This is a genomic window from Mycobacterium branderi (genome assembly GCF_010728725.1).
Lineage (GTDB): Bacteria > Actinomycetota > Actinomycetes > Mycobacteriales > Mycobacteriaceae > Mycobacterium > Mycobacterium branderi.
This window is the reverse complement of sequence record NZ_AP022606.1, coordinates 3,497,330-3,515,214: the sequence shown is the minus strand read 5'-3', so window position 1 is coordinate 3,515,214 and position 17,885 is coordinate 3,497,330. Positions and strand designations below refer to the sequence as shown.

Below are 17,885 nucleotides of genomic sequence, written 5' to 3'. Positions count from 1 at the left end.
GCGGTCCGACGATACAGTGCGTATCACCGGTCCGCCAGGCTAAACGCCGATAAAGTGGGCCCGTGGCCACCCGGATCCCGGGGTCATCTCGACACGGCGGGGATTCCCCGGCGTCGGCGAGGCGCGAGCAAATCCTGGCAGCGGCACGAGCCGCGATCGAGGAATACGGGCCGAGTGCGCTGACCGGCCAGATTGCCCAGCGTGCCGGGCTGGCCCGGCCCAACGTGTACCGCCACTTTTCTTCCAAGGACGATCTCGACCTCGCGCTGGCCCGCAACGCTTACCAGGAGCTGCGCGCCGAGATCCGCGGCGGGCTCGACCTCTCCGGGACGCCGCTCGACGTGATCCGGGCACCGATCGCCGCCCAGGTCAACTGGGCGGATCGCCACCCGAACCTGTACCGCTTCCTGGTCAGCCGCGGTTATCAGCGCAACTCGCAGCGGCAGCGGGTCGACCGCAGCGACTTCGCCGCCGAGCTGGCCGCGGCGGGGGCGCGCTACTTTCCGCGTTTCGCCGAAGATCCCGACGCCGCCGAAGCGACTCTGGTCGCGCTGATCGGGCTGGTCGACGCGTCCGTGCTGCGCTGGTTGAGCCGGCCGGTCGGCACCCGCGAGCAACTCATCGACCGGCTGACCGCCCAGGCCTGGGTGATCATCGACCACCATCTGCGCGGCTTCGGCATCGAGGTGGATCCCTCCGTGCCGCTGTCCTAATCGAGCAGTGCGCGCACCACCGCGTCGGCGAGCAGCCGTCCGCGGTCGGTGAGCACCAGCCGCTCACCATCGCGCTGCAGCAGGCCGTCGCCGACGGCGACCGCGGCGCGTTCCCGCTCCCCGGCATCCAAGATGTCCAGCGGCAGCCCGTCGCGAATCCGCAGACGCAACATGACCTCCTCGGTATGCAGTGCGTCGTCGTCGAGTTGCTCGAAGCCTGCCACCGGCAGCGCCGCGTCGGCCAGCCGTTGCGCATAAGTGTTGGGGTGCTTGACATTCCACCAGCGCGTCGCGCCGACGAAGCTGTGCGCTCCGGGCCCTGCGCCCCACCACTGCCCGCCGTCCCAGTAGCCGATGTTGTGCCGGCACCGCCCACCCGGACGACTCCAGTTGGACACCTCGTACCAGTCCAGCCCGGCGGCGCGCAGCCGCTCGTCGACCAGCTCGTAGCGACGAGCCAGCACGTCGTCGTCGGGGGCGGCCAGCTCGCCGCGGCGGATCCGTCGCGCCAACGCCGTGCCCTCCTCCACGATCAGCGAGTAGGCCGACACATGATCGGCGCCGGCGTCGATCGCGACGTCCACCGACCGGCATACGTCGTCGTCGGACTCGCCCGGCGTGCCGTAGATCAGGTCGAGGTTGACGTGCTCGAAGCCGGCCGCGAGCGCCTCACCTGCCGCGGCCGCCGCCCGTCCCGGCGAGTGCACGCGATCCAGCGTCGCCAGCACCCGCGGCGCCACCGACTGCATGCCCAGCGATATCCGGGTGTAGCCCGCCTCGCGCAGCGCCTCGAAGAGCTCCGGCGACGTCGACTCGGGGTTGGCCTCCGTGGTGACCTCGGCGTCCGGGGCGACACCGAAGTGTTGGCGAACCATCTCCAGCAGCGTGCACAACCGCTCCGCGCCCAGCAGTGACGGCGTCCCGCCCCCGAGGAACACGGTGTCGGCCGTTGGGCCGCCGAGCCGCGCGGCCGCCAACTCGAGTTCGGAGCCCAGTACCTGCATCCAGGCGTCTGGGTTGACCCCACCCAATTCCGCCGGGGTGTAGGTGTTGAAGTCGCAATACCCGCAGCGAGTCAGGCAAAACGGCACGTGCACATACACCCCGAAGGGCGCCCCCGGGCTCAGTTGGACGTCGGGCAGGTCGGCCGTCATGCCACGACATCATCCCACCGCCGACTGGGTGCTATCTGGGCCCGTCGAGCTGGGTGAACATGTAGGTCAACAGGTGATTCAGCGAACCGACCGGCGCCACCCTGCGAGCAGGAGAGGCGCATCCCGGCCACGCCTTGGGCCCCTGCGTCTCATAAATCCGCTGCGCCACCTGGATCTGCTGGGCACGGGAGGCATTTTCCGGTGAGCCCACGCCGCCGTTGGCCTCCCAGGTCGCCTGGCTGATCTGCAGGCCACCGTAAAAACCGTTGCCGGTGTCAGCCGACCAGTTACCGCCCGATTCGCATTGGGCAATGGCGTCCCAGTTGACGGTGTCCGCGGAAGCCAGGCTGCTGAACGGTATGACCGACGCCGCCGCGAGCACGATCGCCGCCGGCCTGGCCTTGGCTTTCATCGCAGTTGCACCTTGCTGGCCAGCCACCGGCCGTCGACTCGCTCCATGGTCATGTTGATGCTGCTGAAGTCGACCACCGAGTCCGGAGCTTCGATATTGCTCACCAGTTGCTCGACGAACAGCTCAACCTCGACCCTGTTGGTGCTCGCGGACTTGACCACCGATTCGACGACCTGGCCTTGCGCGTTTGCCTGGTGGTCGAGCAACACCGTGCGCAGCAGCCCATGGGATTTGTCGTAGCGCTGTTTGAATTCACCGGTTGCGCCGTCGCGAATCACCGCGATATTGCGGTCCATCGCCTGGCTGTCGAAATTCGTCAACGCGACGGCGTATTTCACCGCCGCGGCCACTGCCTGCTGTGCGGCGACGTCCGTTTGGTGTCGCTCGAATTGCACCCGGCCCACATAGCCCGCCGCTCCGGTCAGCGCGACCGCCAACGCCGCGGCGGCCAGCCAGCGTAGGTGTGCTCGCTTGGGCTTCGAGTGGCCTTCGTCACGAGCGCCCGCGTGCGAAGGCTCGACTTCATTCATGTCAACCGCCTACCTGCCCGCGCCGAACGGCGTGCACGCAGGTAGTTTGAGCCAGTTCAGCGGCTTTTTCGGCGATCGACACGCGCCTCTGCAGGCTTTTCGCTCACGGTGACCAAAACTTCGGCCTGCTGAAACGGCCTGCCGGAGTGTGTGGCACAATGGCCGGGTGACCGTCGCCTATTGCACCGAGTCTGGGGTTGCCCTGGTTGCGCGCCGGCACATCGATCTCAAGCGTGTCTGCAGCTGTCGCTGTCTGCCTTGATGTCGTAGACCCGCCCACCTGTACTTGCAGCTGGCTGCCGGATCTGCGCCGCCGGGACAGCCAACCGGTGATCCGCGCGGTCCACGCCGGCTCCTCCGCAAAGGAGACCGCCGAATGACGACCACCCGCCCGGCCAAGAGCCGCAGCGAAGGCCAGTGGGCGATGGGCGAGCGTGATCCGCTCAATCCCACCGAACAGCTCAAGTTCGACGACGCGCCGCTGAATGTGCGGGCCCGCATCGAAAACATTTATGCGCAGCAGGGTTTCGACAGCATCGACAAGACCGATCTGCGTGGCCGGTTCCGCTGGCTGGGCCTCTACACCCAGCGCGCAGAGGGCTACGACGGCACCTGGACCGGCGACGAGAACGCCGATTTGCTCGAGGCCAAATACTTCATGATGCGGGTGCGCACCGACGGCAAGGCACTCTCGGCCGCCGCGCTGCGCACCCTGGGCGAGATCTCCACCGAATTCGCGCGTGACACCGCCGACATCTCCGACCGGGAAAACCTGCAGTGCCACTGGATCGAGATCGAAAACGTGCCGGAGATCTGGAAACGGCTGGAGGCCGTTGGCCTGCAGACCACCGAGGCCTGCGGCGACTGCCCCCGCGGGATGCTCGGCTCGCCGTTGGCCGGTGACTCCCTCGACGAGGTGCTCGACGCCACCCCCGCGCTCGACGAGATCGTGCGCCGCTACGTCGGCAAGCCCGAGTACGCAAACCTGCCGCGCAAGTACAAGACCGCGGTGTCGGGTCTGCAGGATGTGGCGCACGAGATCAACGACGTGTCGTTCATCGGCGTCAACCATCCCGAGCATGGGCCGGGCCTGGACCTGTGGGTCGGCGGCGGGTTGTCGACGAACCCGATGCTGGCCAAGCGGGTCGGTGTCTGGGTGCCGCTCGACGAGGTGCCCGACGTGTGGGAAGCCGTCACGTGCGTGTTCCGCGACTATGGCTATCGTCGGCTGCGCTCCAAGGCGCGGCTGAAGTTCCTGATCAAGGACTGGGGTATCGAAAAGTTCCGCGAAATTCTCGAACAGGAGTACCTCAAGCGACCGTTGATCGACGGCCCCGCTCACGAACCGGTCAAGCATCCGATCGACCACGTCGGTGTGCAGCGGCTGAAGAACGGGCTCAACGCGATTGGCGTGGCTCCGATCGCCGGGCGGGTGTCCGGCACCACCCTGTCGAAGGTGGCCGACCTGATGGAGCGCGCCGGCTCCGACCGGGCCCGGTTCACCGCGTATCAGAAGCTGATCATTCTCGACGTCCCCGACGAGCGGCTCGACGAGACGGTTGCGGGCCTGGACGCGCTGGGGCTGCCGTCGCGGCCGTCGCATTGGCGGCGAAACCTCATGGCCTGCAGCGGAATTGAGTTCTGCAAGCTGTCGTTCGCAGAAACCCGCGGCCGCTCGCAGGTGCTGGTGCCCGAGCTCGAACGCAAGCTGGAGGACATCAACGCCCAGCTCGACGTGCCGATCACGATCAACATCAACGGCTGCCCGAACTCCTGCGCGCGAATTCAAGTGGCCGACATCGGTTTCAAGGGCCAGATGGTCGACGACGGCCACGGCGGTTCCGTCGAGGGCTTCCAGGTGCACCTGGGCGGCAGCCTCGGACTGGACAGCGGCTTCGGCCGAAAACTGCGCCAGCACAAGGTCACCAGCGACGAGCTGCCCGACTACATCGACCGGGTGGTGCGCAACTTCGTCAAACAGCGCGACGAAGGGGAACGGTTCGCCACGTGGGCGGCCCGCGCCGACGAGGCGGATCTGCGATGACCTTCACCGAAGCGGAGCTCCGGGACCTGGCGGCGCGCGGCGCGGCCGAGTTGGAGGGCGCCAGCGCCACCGATCTGCTGCGTTGGACCGACGAGAACTTCGGCGGGGTGCACGGTCCGCGTGGGGCGGCGACGTGTAACTACGTGGTGGCCTCGAATATGCAGGACGCGGTGCTGGTCGATATGGCGGCCAAGGTGCGCCCGGACGTGCCAGTGCTGTTCCTGGACACCGGTTATCACTTCGTGGAGACCATCGGCACCCGCGACGCGGTCGAGGCGGTCTACGACATCCGGGTACTCAACGTCACGCCCGAGCACACCGTCGCCGAGCAGGACAAGTTGCTGGGCAAGGACTTGTTCGCCCGCGAACCCAACGAGTGCTGCCGGCTGCGCAAGGTCGAGCCGCTGTCCAAGGCGCTGCGCGGCTACTCCGCTTGGGTGACCGGCCTGCGCCGGGTCGAGGCGCCCACCCGGGCCAATGCACCGCTGATCAGCTTCGACGAGGCTTTCAAGCTGGTGAAGGTCAACCCACTGGCCGCATGGACCGATCAAGACATGGACGACTACATCGCCGAGAACGACGTGTTGGTCAATCCGCTTGTCTACGAAGGGTATCCGTCGATCGGCTGCGCCCCGTGCACGGCCAAGCCGGCGGAGGGCGCCGATCCACGCAGCGGACGCTGGCAAGGGACCGGCAAGATCGAATGCGGGCTGCACGCGTCGTGACTTGTCTGGTACTGACCGCGCACGGCAGTGCGGACCCGCGGTCGGCGGCCAATGCCCAGGCGGTCGCCGCTCGGCTGCGGCTGTTGCGGCCCGGCCTTGACGTGCGCGTCGCGTTCTGCGAGCTGAACACACCCAGCCTGCCTGAGGTGCTGACGCCCGGCGCGGTGGTCACCCCGTTTTTGCTCGCCGACGCCTATCACGCCCGCATCGACATCCCAAGGCAGATCACGGGTTTTGCCGGTGTGCGGCAGGCGGAGGTGCTCGGCGAAGACGATCGCCTGGTGGCAGTGCTGCGCGAAAGGCTAAGCGGTGTCGGCGTTTCCAGCGCTGACATCGGGCTCGGCGTGCTGGTGGTCGCGATCGGGTCGTCGCATGCGGTGGCGAACGCCCGCACCGCATCTGTGTCGGCGAAGCTGTCGGCGGGCACTCACTGGGCAGCCGCGACGACGGCGTTCGCCACCTCCCCTGGCTCGATCGCCGACGGTGTCGAGGACTTGCGCCGGCGCGGCGCCCGGCAGGTGGTCATCGCGCCGTGGTTCCTGGCACCGGGGCGACTGCTCGACCGGGTGTCCGACTATGCGGGCGACAACGGTATTCCGATGGCCGCAACCCTGGGCGCACACCGGTTGGTCGCCGAAACCGTGCTGGACCGCTACGACGAAGCATTGGCCGAGGCCGTCGCCGCCTGACGCCTTCGACTGTGAATTCGGCGACGAGTTTTCGGCGTGTCGCGTCGCGCAATTCACACTCGGCCAACGCTACGCCAACGCGTCGGCTACCGGTGCACTGACTTCCCCCGCGATCGGCGGTACCCGGGTGGCGGCCACGTAGACGGTGTCCCCCTCCCGCAGGGCCAACGCCTCGGCGTCGCCGCGGGTGATCTGTGCGGTGAACGGCCCGCCGGTGGCGGCGTTGGTCAATTCCACGCGAACTTCGAAGCCCAGCATGACCACCCGATCGATGGTGGCGCGAACGACGCCGGCGGACTCGGCGGCGGCGTCGCTGGCGGCGATCTTCATATCGGGTCTGCGGCCGACGCGGATGTCGTGCGGCCGGACGAGAGTGCCGTTCAGCGACGACACCGCTCCCAGAAACGACATGACGAAGGCGTTCGCCGGGGTGTCGTAGACCTCGGCCGGCGACCCGACCTGCTCGATGTGGCCCTTGTTGAGCACCGCGATGCGGTCGGCGACGTCGAGCGCCTCGGCCTGGTCGTGGGTCACCAGCACGGTGGTGACATGCACCTCGTCGTGCAGTCGGCGTAGCCAGGCCCGCAGATCCTCGCGGACTTTGGCGTCCAGCGCGCCGAACGGCTCGTCGAGCAGCAGCACCTGGGGGTCGACGGCCAGCGCGCGAGCCAGTGCCATCCGCTGACGCTGCCCGCCGGAGAGCTGGTTGGGGTAACGGTCCTGAAATCCGCTGAGCCCCACCACTTCCAGCAGGTTGTCCACCTTCTTGGTGATCTCGGCCTTCGGCCGGCGACGGATCTTCAACCCGAACGCGACGTTGTCGCGCACAGTCAAATGCTTGAACGCTGCGTAGTGCTGGAACACGAATCCGATGCCGCGCCGCTGCGGCGGCACCCGGGTGACGTCGCGGCCGTTGATCGTGATGGTTCCGGTGTCGGGCTGGTCGAGTCCGGCGATGGCGCGTAGCAGCGTCGACTTGCCGGATCCACTGGGGCCCAGCAGCGCCGTCAGCGAGCCGGCGGGAACCGTAAAGTCGACGTTGTCGAGCGCGACGAAGTTGCCATGGCGCTTGTTGGCGCCCTGCACGATGATCGCGTTGTTGGTCATGCGACCTCCTTGCCTACCCGCCGGACGTCCAGCAGCACCTGGACGATCAGCACTACCACCGATACCGCCATCAGCAATGTCGACAACGCGTAGGCACCGTACTCGGCGCCCCGGTTGTAGCGGTCGGATACCAGCAGCGTCAATGTCTGCGATTTCCCCGGCAGATTCGACGACACCATCAGGACCGCGCCGTACTCGCCGAGCGTTCGGGCAATGGTCAGCACGATGCCGTAGGTCAGTCCCCACCGGATGGACGGCAATGTGATCCGCCAAAACGTCTGCCACCACGACGAACCCAGCGTTGCCGCCGCCTCTTCCTGATCGGTGCCAAGTTCGTGCAACACCGGTTCGACTTCGCGGACCACGAACGGCAGCGTGACGAAAACACTGGCGAGCACGATTCCCGGCAGACTGAAGATGATCTTCAGTCCGAGATCTCGCTCCACGAAGCCCAGCACGCCGGCCGATCCCCACAGCACGATCAGCGCCACGCCCACGATGACGGGTGAGACGGCGAACGGCAGGTCGATGATTGCTTGCAGCAAACCCTTGCCGCGGAACCGATTGCGCGCCAGCATCAATGCCGTCGGGATGCCGAAGATCACGTTCAGCGGCACCACGATCGCGACCACCAGCAGCGACAGCTGCAGCGCCGAGATCGCCGCGGGAGTGCTGACCCAGGCATAGAACTGACCAAGGCCGGGCGACAAGGTGCGCCACAGGATCAGCGCCACCGGCACGATCAGCAGCACGGCGATATAACCGAGCGCGACGGAGCGCAGCACATAGCGGACGCGCGGCGAGGTCGTCATACCGACAACTCCTCACGCTTGGCCGCGCGCGCCCCCAACGTGCGTAGGATGAACAGCACCACGAACGAAATGCCCAGCAGCACAATCGATATCGCAGCGGCCCCGGTGCGGTCGTCGTTCTCGATCAAGGTGCGGATCCACTGCGAGGACACTTCGGTTTTCCCGGGCACCGCTCCACCGATCAGGACGACCGAGCCGAACTCACCGATGGCCCGCGAAAACGCCAGCCCCGCACCGGACAACAGCGAAGGCGTCAGCGACGGCAGCACCACCGACGTGAAGATCGTCGCGTTGTTGGCGCCCAGCGACGCCGCCGCTTCCTCGGCCTCGCGGTCGATTTCGAGCAGCACCGGCTGCACGGCACGCACCACGAACGGCAGCGTGACGAACGCCAGAGCCACCGCCACACCCCAGCCGGTGTGTTGCAGATGCAGGCCGACCGGACTGTGCGGACCATAAAGCGCCAGCATCACCAGGCTGGCGACGATGGTCGGTAACGCGAACGGCAGGTCGATGATGGTGTCGATCAGGCGCTTGCCCGGGAAATCGTCGCGTACCAGCACCCAGGCGATCAACATGCCGAACACCAGGTTCAACAGCGTGACCCCGGCCGAAATCGTCAGCGTCACCCGGAACGACTCCAGCGCGGCATTGGAGCTGACCGCCAGCCAAAACGCACGCCAGCCGCCGCCGACGGCTTGCCAGCCGATCGCGGCTAACGGCAGCAGCACAATCACCGACAGCCACCCCATCGCCACCCCGACGCGCAGCGATGTGCCGCCGCGGCGCGCGGCGCTCAGATTGGGTGTCAGCGTCGCCGTCGTCATGCGCCGCTCCTCCTCATCGCTTCGCTCTGCATCGTCGCGGGCGCGATCATCCGGTGGCCCGCATGTAGATTCCGGTGATGCTGCCGCTGTTCTTGTCGAACAGCCGTGGATCCACGGTGTCCCAGCCGCCCAGATCGGTGATCGTCCACAGCTTGAGCGGCACCGGGAACTGGCCGCGAACCTCGGCGGCGACGGCCGGGTCGACGGGACGGAAACCGGCCTGCGCCCAAATCTTCTGAGCCTGCTCGGTGTACTGAAAGTTCTTGAACGCGGTCGCGGTGTCCAGGTGGGTGCTGTTGGTCACCACCGCCAGCGGGTTCTCGATTTTGAAGGTCTGCGGCGGGTTGACGTGGGTGATCGGCTTGCCTTGCCGCTCAGTGGCGATGGCCTCGTTCTCGTAACTGATCAGCACGTCGCCGCTGCCCTGGACGAACACGTCGGTGGCCTCGCGCCCCGAGCCCGGGCGCAATTTGACGTGTTGGCTCACCAGTTTGTCGACGAAGTCCACGCCCGCCTGAGGATTTCGCCCACCCTCGCTCTTGACCGCGTAGGGAGCCAGCAGATTCCATTTCGCCGACCCCGAACTCAACGGGCTTGGTGTGATGACTTCCACGCCGGGCCTCAGTAAATCGTCCCAGTCCTTGATGTTTTTCGGATTGCCCTGCCGCACCACCAACGTCACCACCGAACCGAACGGAATGCCCTTGGTGGCGTCTTTGTCCCAATCCTTGGAAACCTTGCCCGCCTTGACAAGCCGGGTGATGTCGGGTTCGACCGAGAAGTTGACGATATCGGCGGGCTTGCCGGCGGCGACGCCGCGCGACTGGTCGCCCGAGGCGCCGTAGGAGGTGATCACCTGCACGCCCTTGCCCTCCTGTGAGGCGTTGAACGCCGGAATCACCTTGCTCCACCCCGGTTCCGGTGCCGAGTAGGCGACCAGCGTGATGCTGGTGCGCGCATCGCCGGGCCCGCCGCCGCCGACGACGTCGCTGGCGCCACCGTGGCACGCCGCCACCACGCCGACGCCGAGCGCGAGGGCGATGACGCGCGACGAACCTTTGACGAGGTTGAGCATTGGACCTTTCCGTGCCGGGCTTTCGGATCTCAATACCCGTCGCTCCGGAAAGGCTCAGGTCTGAATTGCCGAATTCCGCCGACTCCGACGCCAGACCGCGCGCGGGTATTTCAGTCAGCGACAACAGTGCACGTCGGCTACAGCGCAATTCCCCACGGCAATGAGCGCCAAGACATAGCACTCTTTGTTGCCGGTCGCTGTAGGCATGGCGCGAAGCCTAACAGAATCCGCCGAATCAGCGCGTCAGCCACCAGGTGACGATCACCAGCACCACCAGGGTGACCAGCACCAACGTCACCTGCGAGCGTGGCATGCCGGTCACCCGCGGCCTTCGTCGGCATGACGGGCGCGGCGCATCAGCCGGATGCCGCGGCCCAGCATCGAGTCCAGCACCAGCGCAATGAGGTAGGCCAACGCCAGCACAACCGGCATCACCACGATGGTCTGCAGGACGAACCCGAGTCCGGACAACCACAACTCGACGCCGTCCCACCAACTGAGGAACCCGTCCATCGAGCTCACCCTATTCCCCGCGACGGGCGAAACCAACGCGGCCGACTCGGACCGCCCGGACACGCCCCGCCCCTAGTGGACGCCGGCGTGGTCGGCAGATGATGATGTCGGCATGGTCCTGCATGCCGAGTCTGCCGACGACACCTCCGAGGACCGAGCCGCGCCGTTCACCATCACGTCCCCGGTGCCGGTCACGCCCGGTGGCTCGCTGCGGAACCCCTTCCCGCCGATTGCCGACTATGCGTTTTTGTCCGACTGCGAGACGACCTGCCTGATTTCGCCGGCCGGCTCGGTGGAGTGGCTGTGCGTGCCGCGGCCGGACTCGCCGAGCGTCTTCGGCGCAATCCTGGACCGCAGTGCCGGCCACTTCCGGCTCGGCCCGTACGGCGTCTCGGTGCCCTCGGCGCGGCGCTATCTGCCCGGCAGCCTGATCATGGAGACCACCTGGCAAACCCACACCGGCTGGCTGATCGTGCGTGACGCGCTGGTCATGGGGCCGTGGCATGACATCGAGCGGCGGTCCCGCACACATCGTCGCACCCCGATGGACTGGGATGCCGAGCACATCCTGCTGCGGACTGTGCGCTGCGTGTCCGGCACCGTCGAGCTGATGATGAGCTGCGAGCCGGCGTTCGACTACCACCGGGTGGGCGCCGCCTGGGAATACTCGGCCAGCGCCTACGGCGAAGCGATCGCGCGGGCCAAACAAAACCCCGACGCCCATCCGACGCTGCGGCTGACCACCAATCTGCGGATCGGGCTGGAGGGCCGGGAAGCGCGGGCGCGCACTCGGCTCAAGGAAGGCGACGACGTGTTCGTCGCGCTCAGTTGGTCCAAGCACCCCGCGCCGCAGACCTACGAAGAGGCCGCCGACAAGATGTGGCAGACCACCGAGTCGTGGCGGCAGTGGATCAACATCGGCAACTTCCCCGACCATCCATGGCGGGCGTATCTGCAGCGCAGCGCGCTGACGCTGAAGGGTTTGACGTATTCGCCAACCGGCGCCCTGCTGGCGGCCAGCACCACCTCGCTTCCGGAAACCCCGCAGGGCGAACGCAATTGGGACTACCGCTATGCCTGGATTCGCGACTCGACGTTCGCGCTGTGGGGCCTGTACACGCTTGGTCTGGACCGTGAGGCCGACGACTTCTTCGCGTTCATCGCCGACGTGTCCGGCGCCAACAACGGTGAGCGCCATCCGCTGCAGGTGATGTACGGCGTCGGCGGCGAACGCAGCCTCGAGGAATCCGAACTGCACCACTTGTCCGGCTACGACCACGCCCGCCCGGTCCGGATCGGCAACGGCGCCTACAACCAGGAACAGCACGACATCTGGGGCAGCATCCTCGACTCGTTCTACCTGCACTCCAAATCCCGCGAGCAGATCCCCGAGACGCTGTGGCCGGTGCTGAAGAAGCAGGTGGAAGAGGCGGCAAAGCACTGGCGGGAACCCGACCGCGGGATCTGGGAGGTGCGCGGCGAACCGCAACACTTCACGTCGTCGAAGGTGATGTGCTGGGTCGCGCTGGACCGCGGCGCCAAGCTGGCCGAGCGGCAGGGCGAGAAGAGCTACGCCCAGCAGTGGCGGGCAATCGCCGAGGAGATCAAGGCCGACATCCTCCACCACGGGGTCAACGCGAACGGAGTGTTCAAGCAGCACTACAACACCGACGCGCTGGACGCCTCGCTGCTGATGGTGGTCCTGACCCGGTTCCTGCCGCCGGACGACCCGCGGGTGCGCGCGACGGTGCTGGCGATCGCCGACAACCTCACCGAACAGGGCCTGGTGCTGCGCTACCGGGTCGAGGAGACCGACGACGGGCTCACCGGCGAGGAGGGCACGTTCACGATCTGCTCGTTCTGGCTGGTGTCGGCGCTGGTCGAGATCGGCGAGGTGAGCCGCGCCAAGTATCTATGCGAACGGCTGTTGTCGTTCGCCAGCCCGCTGCACCTCTACGCAGAGGAGATCGAGGCACGCACCGGCCGGCACTTGGGCAACTTCCCGCAGGCGTTCACCCACCTGGCGTTGATCAACGCGGTCGTGCACGTGATCCGCGCCGAGGAAGAGGCCGACTCCACCGGGGTGTTCCAGCCCGCCAACGCGCCGATGTAGCCGCTACTTCTTGGCCTTGTCGCCCGCCGCGTCGGCCGACAGCGCGGCGACGAAGGCTTCCTGCGGCACGTCGACCCGTCCGATGGTCTTCATCCGCTTCTTGCCTTCCTTCTGCTTTTCCAGCAGTTTGCGCTTGCGGGTGATGTCGCCGCCGTAGCACTTGGACAGCACGTCCTTGCGGATCGCCCGAATGTTTTCTCGCGCAATGATTTTCGAGCCGATCGCGGCCTGCACCGGCACCTCGAACTGCTGACGCGGGATCAGTTCTTTGAGTTTGGTAGTCATCTTGTTGCCGTAGGCGGCCGCCGCGTCGCGGTGCACGATCGCGCTGAATGCGTCGACGGCCTCGCCCTGCAACAGGATGTCGACCTTGACCAGCGCGGCTTCCTGCTCGCCGGCCTCCTCGTAGTCCAGGCTGGCATAGCCGCGGGTGCGTGACTTCAACGAGTCGAAGAAGTCGAAGATGATCTCGCCCAACGGCATCGTGTAGCGCAGCTCCACCCGCTCGGGCGACAAGTAGTCCATGCCGCCCAGCTCGCCGCGCCGGGATTGGCAGAGTTCCATGATGGTGCCGATGAATTCGCTGGGCGCGATGATCGTGGTCTTGACGACGGGCTCGTAGACCGTGCGGATCTTGCCCTCCGGCCAGTCCGACGGATTGGTGACGAGGATGCCGTCGGCGCTTCCCCCTTCCAAGATCACCCGGTAGACCACGTTGGGCGAGGTCGAGATCAGGTCGAGGTCGAATTCGCGTTCGAGGCGCTCGCGGGTGATCTCCATGTGCAGCAAACCCAAAAAGCCGCAACGGAATCCGAAGCCCAGCGCCACCGACGTTTCCGGTTCATAGGTGAGCGCCGCGTCGTTGAGCTGCAACTTGTCCAGCGCGTCGCGCAGATCCGGGTAGTCCGAGCCGTCGACGGGATACAGGCCCGAGTACACCATCGGCTTGGGCTCGCGGTAGCCGGTCAGCGGCTCGGTGGCGCCGTGCCGAGCCGTCGTCACCGTGTCGCCGACCTTGGACTGCCGGACGTCTTTGACGCCGGTGATCAGGTAACCGACCTCCCCCACACCCAGGCCGTCGCTGGCCTTGGGCTCCGGCGAGACGATGCCCACCTCCAGCAGCTCGTGGGTGGCGCCGGTGGACATCATCGCGATGCGCTCGCGCGGTGTGATCTTGCCGTCGACCACCCGCACATAGGTCACCACGCCGCGGTAGATGTCGTACACCGAGTCGAAAATCATTGCCCGCGTTGGGGCTTCGGCGTCACCTTGCGGTGGGGGGACCTGCTTGACGACGGCGTCGAGCAGTTCGGGCACGCCCTCGCCGGTCTTGCCGGAGACCCTCAAGACGTCGCTGGGCTCGCAGCCGATGATGTGGGCGATCTCGCCGGCGTAGCGGTCCGGGTCGGCGGCGGGCAGGTCGATCTTGTTGAGCACCGGGATAATCACCAGGTCGCGGTCCAGCGCCAAATAGAGGTTGGCGAGCGTCTGCGCCTCGATGCCCTGCGCGGCGTCGACCAGCAGCACCGCGCCCTCGCAGGCGGCCAGCGCGCGGGAGACCTCGTAGGTGAAGTCGACGTGGCCCGGCGTGTCGATCAGGTGCAGCACGTGGTCGGTATCGCCCACTCGCCACGGCAGCCGCACGTTCTGCGCCTTGATCGTGATCCCGCGTTCCCGCTCGATGTCCATCCGGTCGAGGTATTGCGCGCGCATGGACCGCTCGTCGACCACACCGGTGAGCTGCAGCATCCGGTCGGCCAGCGTGGACTTGCCGTGGTCGATGTGGGCGATGATGCAGAAGTTCCGAATCTGCGCCGGCGCGGTGAAGGTCTGGTCGGCGAAGCTGCTGATGGGAATCTCCTGGTACGACGGGTGCGGTGCGGCGCGGCGCGGGTACGTCCAGGGTATCGAGGCAGCGCCCTCGGGACACAATCGTGCCGGGCGTCCTATCCTGCGAACATGGCGTCACAGTGGAGGACGTTGCAGCGTTTTCAGCGAAACCTGGAAAACCTGGTATTCAGCGAGGCGCCCAAAATCATCCGCCAGCTGCAGAACTCGCCGGCCATCCAGCGCGGCATCAAGCTCGGCATGGACGTCATCGCCGGCACCGCCTCGTCACCGCCCATCGAGATCGCGGCGGGCAGGCCGGTCACTCGCACCAGCGTTCCCACCGCGCACCGGGCCCGCAAGCTGGTGTACGCCCCCAACCTCGACGGTCGTGCCGACCCCGGCGAGATCGTGTGGACGTGGGTGGCCTACGAGGAGGACCCCACCCGCGGCAAGGACCGCCCGGTGCTGGTGGTCGGCCGTGACCGGCAGACGTTGCTGGGCCTGATGCTGTCGAGTCAGGAACGGCACGCCGACGACCGGGATTGGGTCGGCATCGGCAGCGGCAGCTGGGACGACGACGGCCGGCCGAGCTGGGTGCGGCTGGACCGGGTGCTGGACGTCCCCGAGGAGGGCATCCGCCGCGAGGGCGCGATCCTGCAACGCGAGATGTTCGACGTGGTGGCCGCCCGCTTGCGGGCCGACTACTCGTGGAGCTGAGGCTCTAACCCTGGGTGATGTAGGACTGCAGCTGCGCCTGCTCGGCCTCCAGCTCTTCCATCCGGCTCTTCACCACGTCACCGATGCTGACGATCCCGATCAGCTTCCCGTTGTCGATCACGGGTACATGGCGCACCCGGTTCTCGGTCATCAGCATGCTGATGGCATCGACGCTGTCGGCCTTCTTACAGGTGGACACGACGGCCGTCATGATCTTGGAGACCGGGCGAGAAAGAACCGATGGCCCGTGGGTGTGCAGCTGACGCACCACGTCACGCTCGGAGACGATTCCCACGACACCGTCGGGCCCGACTACCACCATCGCGCCGATGTTGTGCCTGGCAAGCCCCGCAAGCAGTTCGGTCACCGTTGCCTCGGGATTGATCGTCACCACCGCCGCACCCTTGTTACGCAGCACGTCCGCTATCCGCATCGGGACCTCCCGTTGTGATCCGGTTCACACCAGGCTACGGCCAACTCAGTCGGCGTGAAAGCGGCTGGTGGAAATGGGCACTGCCGGCCCAGGTCAGCGCGCCGGGCGACTGTGGTTGCGGCCCAGGCGGGCGCCGGCCACCAAGAGCCATGCCAGTGCCGAAACCCGGGCGATCGGCAGCATCACTCCCAGGGCCGGCCACACCAGCACCAGCGTCGCCAGTCCGGCAAAGGCAGCGAGCGCCAGGCCGATCCAGGCCAGCGGTCGCGGCAGTAGTCCCAGCGTCAATCCCGGCGCCGAGATCCCGGCTACAAGCAGGCCGAGCGCCACGATGTGCGCCGGCCCACCAAGGAGGAACGCCAGGTAATACAGCGCCCGAACCAGCGCGGCGTCGTTGTTTGTGTCCGGGCGCGACAGCACCCAGCCCACCAGGCCCGTCGAACCGAGTGTGCCGGCGGCGAGGATACCGCCGGTCAACGCGATTGCCCCGGACACGTCGGCCCCGAGCTCACGCAGCCCAGCGCCGGCCGTCGCAGCGTAGACGGCCAGCGGCACCGCAGAGGCGAAGACGCCGACGGCGATGACCTGCACCGCCATCGGCTGTTCGGCCACGTACTGCTGAACCGGCGCGGCCGGCCCGTACGGCAGCGGCATGACGCCGCCGAGCGAGACTCCGATCGCCACAGCCCCCAACAGCAGGCCGATGCAGATCGCGGCCCACAGAGCCAGCAGCGGGCGGCGGGCATCCATAACCGCACACTATGGCGCCGATCGCCTGTTCGACGGCCGTTTCCGCAGGCCAGTGGGCTCTGCTTTGGGAGAACGCCGCGGCTACTGATAACCTGGTCACTCGCTGCCGCCTGACCCGGCATGTGCAGCCCAAATACTCCCGTTGAGATCGACGAAGGAACTACCGCGTGGCCAACATCAAGTCGCAGCAGAAGCGCAACCGCACCAACGAGCGCCGGCGACTGCGCAACAAGTCGGTGAAATCGTCGCTGCGCACGGCTGTTCGCGCGTTCCGCGAGGCCACCGAGGCCGGCGAAAAGGACAAGGCCGCCGAGTTGCTGGCGTCGACCAGCCGCAAGCTGGACAAGGCCGCCAGCAAGGGCGTCATCCACAAGAACCAGGCGGCCAACAAGAAGTCGGCGCTGGCCCGCGCGTTCAACAAGCTCTGAGCCCAAACCCAAAAAGCACCTTGCGACCACCGGTTCAGGGTGCTTTCGTTTGTTGTGCGCTCAGCGGCCTCGATCGGCGACCAGTTCGGCGACCCTCCGCACTGCGGCTTCCAGCGCGTAATCGGCGTCGGCGGCGGCGCCCTTGACGTCGGCGTTCAACGCGGCCACCCATTTCATCGCGGTCGCCACCATGTCGCGTGACCACCGCCGCGCCTGTTTCTGCGCCTTCTGCACCCGCCAGGGCGGCATGCCGAGCTCCCCGGCCAGCCGGTAGGGATCACCCGACAGCGGCCCGACCCGGCCGATGGTGTGCACCGCCTCGGCCAGCGCATCAGCCAACACCACGTGCGGTTCGCCGCGCATCATCGCCCACCGCAGCGCTTCGGCGGCCCCTTCGACATCACCGGCCACTGCCTTGTCGGCGATGTCGAAGCCCTTCACTTCGGCCTTGCCACTGTGATAGCGCCGCACCGCGGCGGCGTCCACACGGCCCCCGGTGTCGGCGACCAATTGTGAACACGCCGAGGCGAGTTCGCGCACATCCGAGCCGACGGCGTCGAGCAGAGCGTTGACCGTCTCCTGGTCGACTTTGGCCTGCAGCGAACGAAACTCCTTGCGGACGAAGTCGGCACGTTCACTGGGTTTGGTGATCCGAGCGCACGGATGTACTTGCGCCCCAAGCGTTTTCAGTTGATTGGCCAGCGCCTTGGCCCGCCCGCCGCCCGAGTGCACGACGATCAGCACGGTGCCCGCCGGGACATCGCCCGCGGCCGCGACGATCAATTCGGCCGCCTCCTTGCCCGCTTCACCCGCCGCTTCGAGGACCACTATCCGCTCGTCGGCGAACAGTGACGGGCTCAGCAGTTCGGCGAGTTCGTAGGTGCCGACCTCGCCGGCCCGCAGCCGGCTCACCGGAATGTCGTCGGTGCCAGACCGCTGACGTACCGACCGCAGCACAGCGGCCACCGCGCGCTCGACCAGCAGTTCCTCGTCTCCCAGCACGAGGTGCAACG

Annotated in this window: 20 protein-coding genes and 1 pseudogene; 8 read left to right on the top strand and 13 right to left on the bottom strand. The window is 67.0% G+C overall.

Annotated features, from left to right (window positions below):
* Positions 1-62: 62 nt before the first annotated feature.
* On the top strand, positions 63-713 hold the full coding sequence (locus G6N47_RS17130; protein ID WP_232080228.1) for a TetR/AcrR family transcriptional regulator: 651 nt from the start codon (positions 63-65) through the stop codon (positions 711-713).
* On the opposite strand, the gene hemW is transcribed toward G6N47_RS17130, so the two are convergent.
* The 3 genes from hemW to G6N47_RS17115 are packed head-to-tail and all read right to left on the bottom strand — an operon-like array spanning position 710 to position 2,809.
* Positions 710-1,867, bottom strand: a complete 1,158-nt coding sequence (gene hemW, locus G6N47_RS17125) for a radical SAM family heme chaperone HemW (protein ID WP_083131588.1) — start codon at positions 1,865-1,867, stop codon at positions 710-712. The genes G6N47_RS17130 and hemW overlap by 4 nt on opposite strands.
* 31 nt (positions 1,868-1,898) lie before the next feature.
* Positions 1,899-2,279 (bottom strand): transglycosylase family protein, encoded by a 381-nt coding sequence (locus G6N47_RS17120; RefSeq protein ID WP_083131587.1) that lies wholly within the window; start codon positions 2,277-2,279, stop codon positions 1,899-1,901.
* Positions 2,276-2,809: an Mce protein gene (locus tag G6N47_RS17115; RefSeq protein ID WP_139799466.1), complete on the bottom strand. Its 534-nt coding sequence runs from the start codon at positions 2,807-2,809 to the stop codon at positions 2,276-2,278. Before G6N47_RS17115 ends, G6N47_RS17120 begins: the two co-directional genes overlap by 4 nt.
* Before the next feature lie 148 nt (positions 2,810-2,957).
* On the opposite strand from G6N47_RS17115, the gene G6N47_RS30350 reads away from it, so the two are divergent.
* The 4 genes from G6N47_RS30350 to G6N47_RS17100 all read left to right on the top strand — a co-directional run bounded on the left by G6N47_RS30350 (position 2,958) and on the right by G6N47_RS17100 (position 6,267).
* Positions 2,958-3,071, top strand: a complete 114-nt coding sequence (locus G6N47_RS30350) for an Ms4527A family Cys-rich leader peptide (RefSeq protein ID WP_369126343.1) — start codon at positions 2,958-2,960, stop codon at positions 3,069-3,071.
* Between the two features lie 114 nt (positions 3,072-3,185).
* Positions 3,186-4,853 carry a nitrite/sulfite reductase gene (locus G6N47_RS17110; RefSeq protein WP_083131586.1) on the top strand — a complete coding sequence of 556 codons (1,668 nt, stop codon included), beginning with the start codon at positions 3,186-3,188 and terminating at the stop codon, positions 4,851-4,853.
* On the top strand, positions 4,850-5,578 hold the full coding sequence (locus G6N47_RS17105) for a phosphoadenylyl-sulfate reductase (RefSeq protein WP_083131585.1): 729 nt from the start codon (positions 4,850-4,852) through the stop codon (positions 5,576-5,578). Before G6N47_RS17110 ends, G6N47_RS17105 begins: the two co-directional genes overlap by 4 nt.
* Positions 5,575-6,267, top strand: a complete 693-nt coding sequence (locus G6N47_RS17100) for a sirohydrochlorin chelatase (protein WP_083131656.1) — start codon at positions 5,575-5,577, stop codon at positions 6,265-6,267. The genes G6N47_RS17105 and G6N47_RS17100 overlap by 4 nt, the downstream gene beginning before the upstream one ends.
* A gap of 69 nt (positions 6,268-6,336) precedes the next feature.
* On the opposite strand, the gene G6N47_RS17095 is transcribed toward G6N47_RS17100, so the two are convergent.
* From G6N47_RS17095 to G6N47_RS17075, 6 genes are all read right to left on the bottom strand, one after another.
* Entirely contained in the window at positions 6,337-7,374 is a 1,038-nt protein-coding gene (locus tag G6N47_RS17095; RefSeq protein WP_083131584.1) for a sulfate/molybdate ABC transporter ATP-binding protein, read from the bottom strand.
* Positions 7,371-8,186: a sulfate ABC transporter permease subunit CysW gene (gene cysW / locus G6N47_RS17090; RefSeq protein WP_083131583.1), complete on the bottom strand. Its 816-nt coding sequence runs from the start codon at positions 8,184-8,186 to the stop codon at positions 7,371-7,373. Before cysW ends, G6N47_RS17095 begins: the two co-directional genes overlap by 4 nt.
* A complete protein-coding gene (gene cysT / locus G6N47_RS17085) occupies positions 8,183-9,013 on the bottom strand; it encodes a sulfate ABC transporter permease subunit CysT (protein ID WP_083131582.1) in 831 nt (276 codons plus the stop codon). Before cysT ends, cysW begins: the two co-directional genes overlap by 4 nt.
* A gap of 46 nt (positions 9,014-9,059) precedes the next feature.
* The gene (locus tag G6N47_RS17080; RefSeq protein ID WP_083131581.1) at positions 9,060-10,088 is read right to left on the bottom strand and encodes a sulfate ABC transporter substrate-binding protein; all 1,029 of its coding nucleotides are present in this window, start codon (positions 10,086-10,088) and stop codon (positions 9,060-9,062) included.
* A gap of 114 nt (positions 10,089-10,202) precedes the next feature.
* Positions 10,203-10,295 (bottom strand): Ms4533A family Cys-rich leader peptide, encoded by a 93-nt coding sequence (locus G6N47_RS30345; RefSeq protein WP_372517527.1) that lies wholly within the window; start codon positions 10,293-10,295, stop codon positions 10,203-10,205.
* A gap of 111 nt (positions 10,296-10,406) precedes the next feature.
* Positions 10,407-10,601 (bottom strand): hypothetical protein, encoded by a 195-nt coding sequence (locus G6N47_RS17075; RefSeq protein WP_083131580.1) that lies wholly within the window; start codon positions 10,599-10,601, stop codon positions 10,407-10,409.
* Between the two features lie 112 nt (positions 10,602-10,713).
* Between G6N47_RS17075 and G6N47_RS17070 the strand changes: the two genes are divergently transcribed.
* On the top strand, positions 10,714-12,714 hold the full coding sequence (locus tag G6N47_RS17070) for a glycoside hydrolase family 15 protein (protein ID WP_083131579.1): 2,001 nt from the start codon (positions 10,714-10,716) through the stop codon (positions 12,712-12,714).
* A 3-nt stretch (positions 12,715-12,717) separates the two neighbouring features.
* Here the strand turns inward: G6N47_RS17070 and lepA are convergent.
* Positions 12,718-14,683, bottom strand: a pseudogene (gene lepA, locus G6N47_RS17065) (translation elongation factor 4).
* On the opposite strand from lepA, the gene G6N47_RS17060 reads away from it, so the two are divergent.
* The gene (locus G6N47_RS17060) at positions 14,674-15,261 is read left to right on the top strand and encodes a type II toxin-antitoxin system PemK/MazF family toxin (RefSeq protein WP_083131578.1); all 588 of its coding nucleotides are present in this window, start codon (positions 14,674-14,676) and stop codon (positions 15,259-15,261) included. The pseudogene lepA and the gene G6N47_RS17060 sit on opposite strands and share 10 nt — an antisense overlap.
* 4 nt (positions 15,262-15,265) lie before the next feature.
* Here the strand turns inward: G6N47_RS17060 and G6N47_RS17055 are convergent, their stop codons facing one another.
* Together G6N47_RS17055 and G6N47_RS17050 are read right to left on the bottom strand one after the other, a co-directional pair.
* A complete protein-coding gene (locus G6N47_RS17055; protein WP_083131577.1) occupies positions 15,266-15,694 on the bottom strand; it encodes a CBS domain-containing protein in 429 nt (142 codons plus the stop codon).
* 93 nt (positions 15,695-15,787) lie between these two features.
* Complete coding sequence (locus tag G6N47_RS17050; RefSeq protein ID WP_232080226.1) at positions 15,788-16,444, bottom strand: hypothetical protein; 657 nt, start codon at positions 16,442-16,444, stop codon at positions 15,788-15,790.
* A gap of 167 nt (positions 16,445-16,611) precedes the next feature.
* Here G6N47_RS17050 and rpsT point away from each other — a divergent pair, with 167 nt between their 5' ends.
* Positions 16,612-16,872: a 30S ribosomal protein S20 gene (rpsT, locus tag G6N47_RS17045; protein ID WP_083131576.1), complete on the top strand. Its 261-nt coding sequence runs from the start codon at positions 16,612-16,614 to the stop codon at positions 16,870-16,872.
* A 60-nt stretch (positions 16,873-16,932) separates the two neighbouring features.
* On the opposite strand, the gene holA is transcribed toward rpsT, so the two are convergent.
* Positions 16,933-17,883 (bottom strand): DNA polymerase III subunit delta, encoded by a 951-nt coding sequence (holA, locus tag G6N47_RS17040; protein ID WP_083131653.1) that lies wholly within the window; start codon positions 17,881-17,883, stop codon positions 16,933-16,935.
* Positions 17,884-17,885 lie beyond the last annotated feature (2 nt).

What these genes read in the sequence shown, in the direction of transcription:
- hemW (WP_083131588.1), bottom strand. Translation starts at nt 1,867, where the DNA reads ATGACGGCCGACCTGCCCGACGTCCAACTGAGCCCGGGGGCGCCCTTC.
- G6N47_RS17120 (WP_083131587.1), bottom strand. Translation starts at nt 2,279, where the DNA reads ATGAAAGCCAAGGCCAGGCCGGCGGCGATCGTGCTCGCGGCGGCGTCG.
- G6N47_RS17115 (WP_139799466.1), bottom strand. Translation starts at nt 2,809, where the DNA reads ATGAATGAAGTCGAGCCTTCGCACGCGGGCGCTCGTGACGAAGGCCAC.
- G6N47_RS17110 (WP_083131586.1), top strand. Translation starts at nt 3,186, where the DNA reads ATGACGACCACCCGCCCGGCCAAGAGCCGCAGCGAAGGCCAGTGGGCG.
- G6N47_RS17105 (WP_083131585.1), top strand. Translation starts at nt 4,850, where the DNA reads ATGACCTTCACCGAAGCGGAGCTCCGGGACCTGGCGGCGCGCGGCGCG.
- G6N47_RS17095 (WP_083131584.1), bottom strand. Translation starts at nt 7,374, where the DNA reads ATGACCAACAACGCGATCATCGTGCAGGGCGCCAACAAGCGCCATGGC.
- cysW (WP_083131583.1), bottom strand. Translation starts at nt 8,186, where the DNA reads ATGACGACCTCGCCGCGCGTCCGCTATGTGCTGCGCTCCGTCGCGCTC.
- cysT (WP_083131582.1), bottom strand. Translation starts at nt 9,013, where the DNA reads ATGACGACGGCGACGCTGACACCCAATCTGAGCGCCGCGCGCCGCGGC.
- G6N47_RS17080 (WP_083131581.1), bottom strand. Translation starts at nt 10,088, where the DNA reads ATGCTCAACCTCGTCAAAGGTTCGTCGCGCGTCATCGCCCTCGCGCTC.
- G6N47_RS30345 (WP_372517527.1), bottom strand. Translation starts at nt 10,295, where the DNA reads ATGCCTACAGCGACCGGCAACAAAGAGTGCTATGTCTTGGCGCTCATT.
- G6N47_RS17075 (WP_083131580.1), bottom strand. Translation starts at nt 10,601, where the DNA reads ATGGACGGGTTCCTCAGTTGGTGGGACGGCGTCGAGTTGTGGTTGTCC.
- G6N47_RS17070 (WP_083131579.1), top strand. Translation starts at nt 10,714, where the DNA reads ATGGTCCTGCATGCCGAGTCTGCCGACGACACCTCCGAGGACCGAGCC.
- G6N47_RS17060 (WP_083131578.1), top strand. Translation starts at nt 14,674, where the DNA reads ATGGCGTCACAGTGGAGGACGTTGCAGCGTTTTCAGCGAAACCTGGAA.
- G6N47_RS17055 (WP_083131577.1), bottom strand. Translation starts at nt 15,694, where the DNA reads ATGCGGATAGCGGACGTGCTGCGTAACAAGGGTGCGGCGGTGGTGACG.
- G6N47_RS17050 (WP_232080226.1), bottom strand. Translation starts at nt 16,444, where the DNA reads ATGGATGCCCGCCGCCCGCTGCTGGCTCTGTGGGCCGCGATCTGCATC.